Annotated in this window: 1 protein-coding gene and 1 pseudogene; both read right to left on the reverse strand. The window is 50.3% G+C overall.

The features are described 5' to 3' along the window. Nucleotides 1–264, reverse strand: a pseudogene (locus R7Z47_RS26625) (flagellar assembly protein FliH); the annotation flags it as partial. 3 nt (nucleotides 265–267) lie between these two features. Then, nucleotides 268–533 (reverse strand): FliG C-terminal domain-containing protein (locus R7Z47_RS26630; RefSeq protein ID WP_318130995.1); only part of this gene is annotated, 266 nt, incomplete at its 5' end.

A 533-nucleotide genomic window follows, 5' to 3' on the forward strand; every position in this document is an offset into this window, starting at 1 on the left:
GAAGCCTTCTTTCTGACCATCGAGCAAACCTTGTTGCTTACCTTGCTCGATACCTTGACGTAAACCTTCTTCATGACCTTGTTGCAGCCCCTGTTGGAAACCTGCTTCAAGTTGCTGCTGAATGTCCACTTGCGACTCTTGCCAACCTTGGTTGTCCAAGCCGAACTCTTCATCAACCGCAACTGGCTGAGCCAGCGGCGGAAAACGGTGTAAACGGTAACCACTTGGAGGCAGTCGCATAATGTTCGATCTTTGTTCTGCCATGCTTTATTCCACCGTTGGCTCTTCGTATAGAAGCAACTGAACTTCGCCCGACTCATCAAGCTCGCGCACCATTTGCATGATGTCTTGGCGTGCTTTCTGAACTCGACTCAGTGCAACTGCACCACGCGCTTCCATATCGTCTTCTAGCGCTTTCACCATACGTTGTGGCATTGAGCGTTTGATCGCTTGCTGCAACGTGATATCCGAACCTTTCAGTGCCGTAGCCCAAAGCTCGAGTGGAATTTGCTGTACGAGCATGTCCATGGTTT

The organism is Vibrio sp. 1641, assembly GCF_033339995.1.
GTDB classification, from domain to species: Bacteria; Pseudomonadota; Gammaproteobacteria; order Enterobacterales; family Vibrionaceae; genus Vibrio; species Vibrio alginolyticus.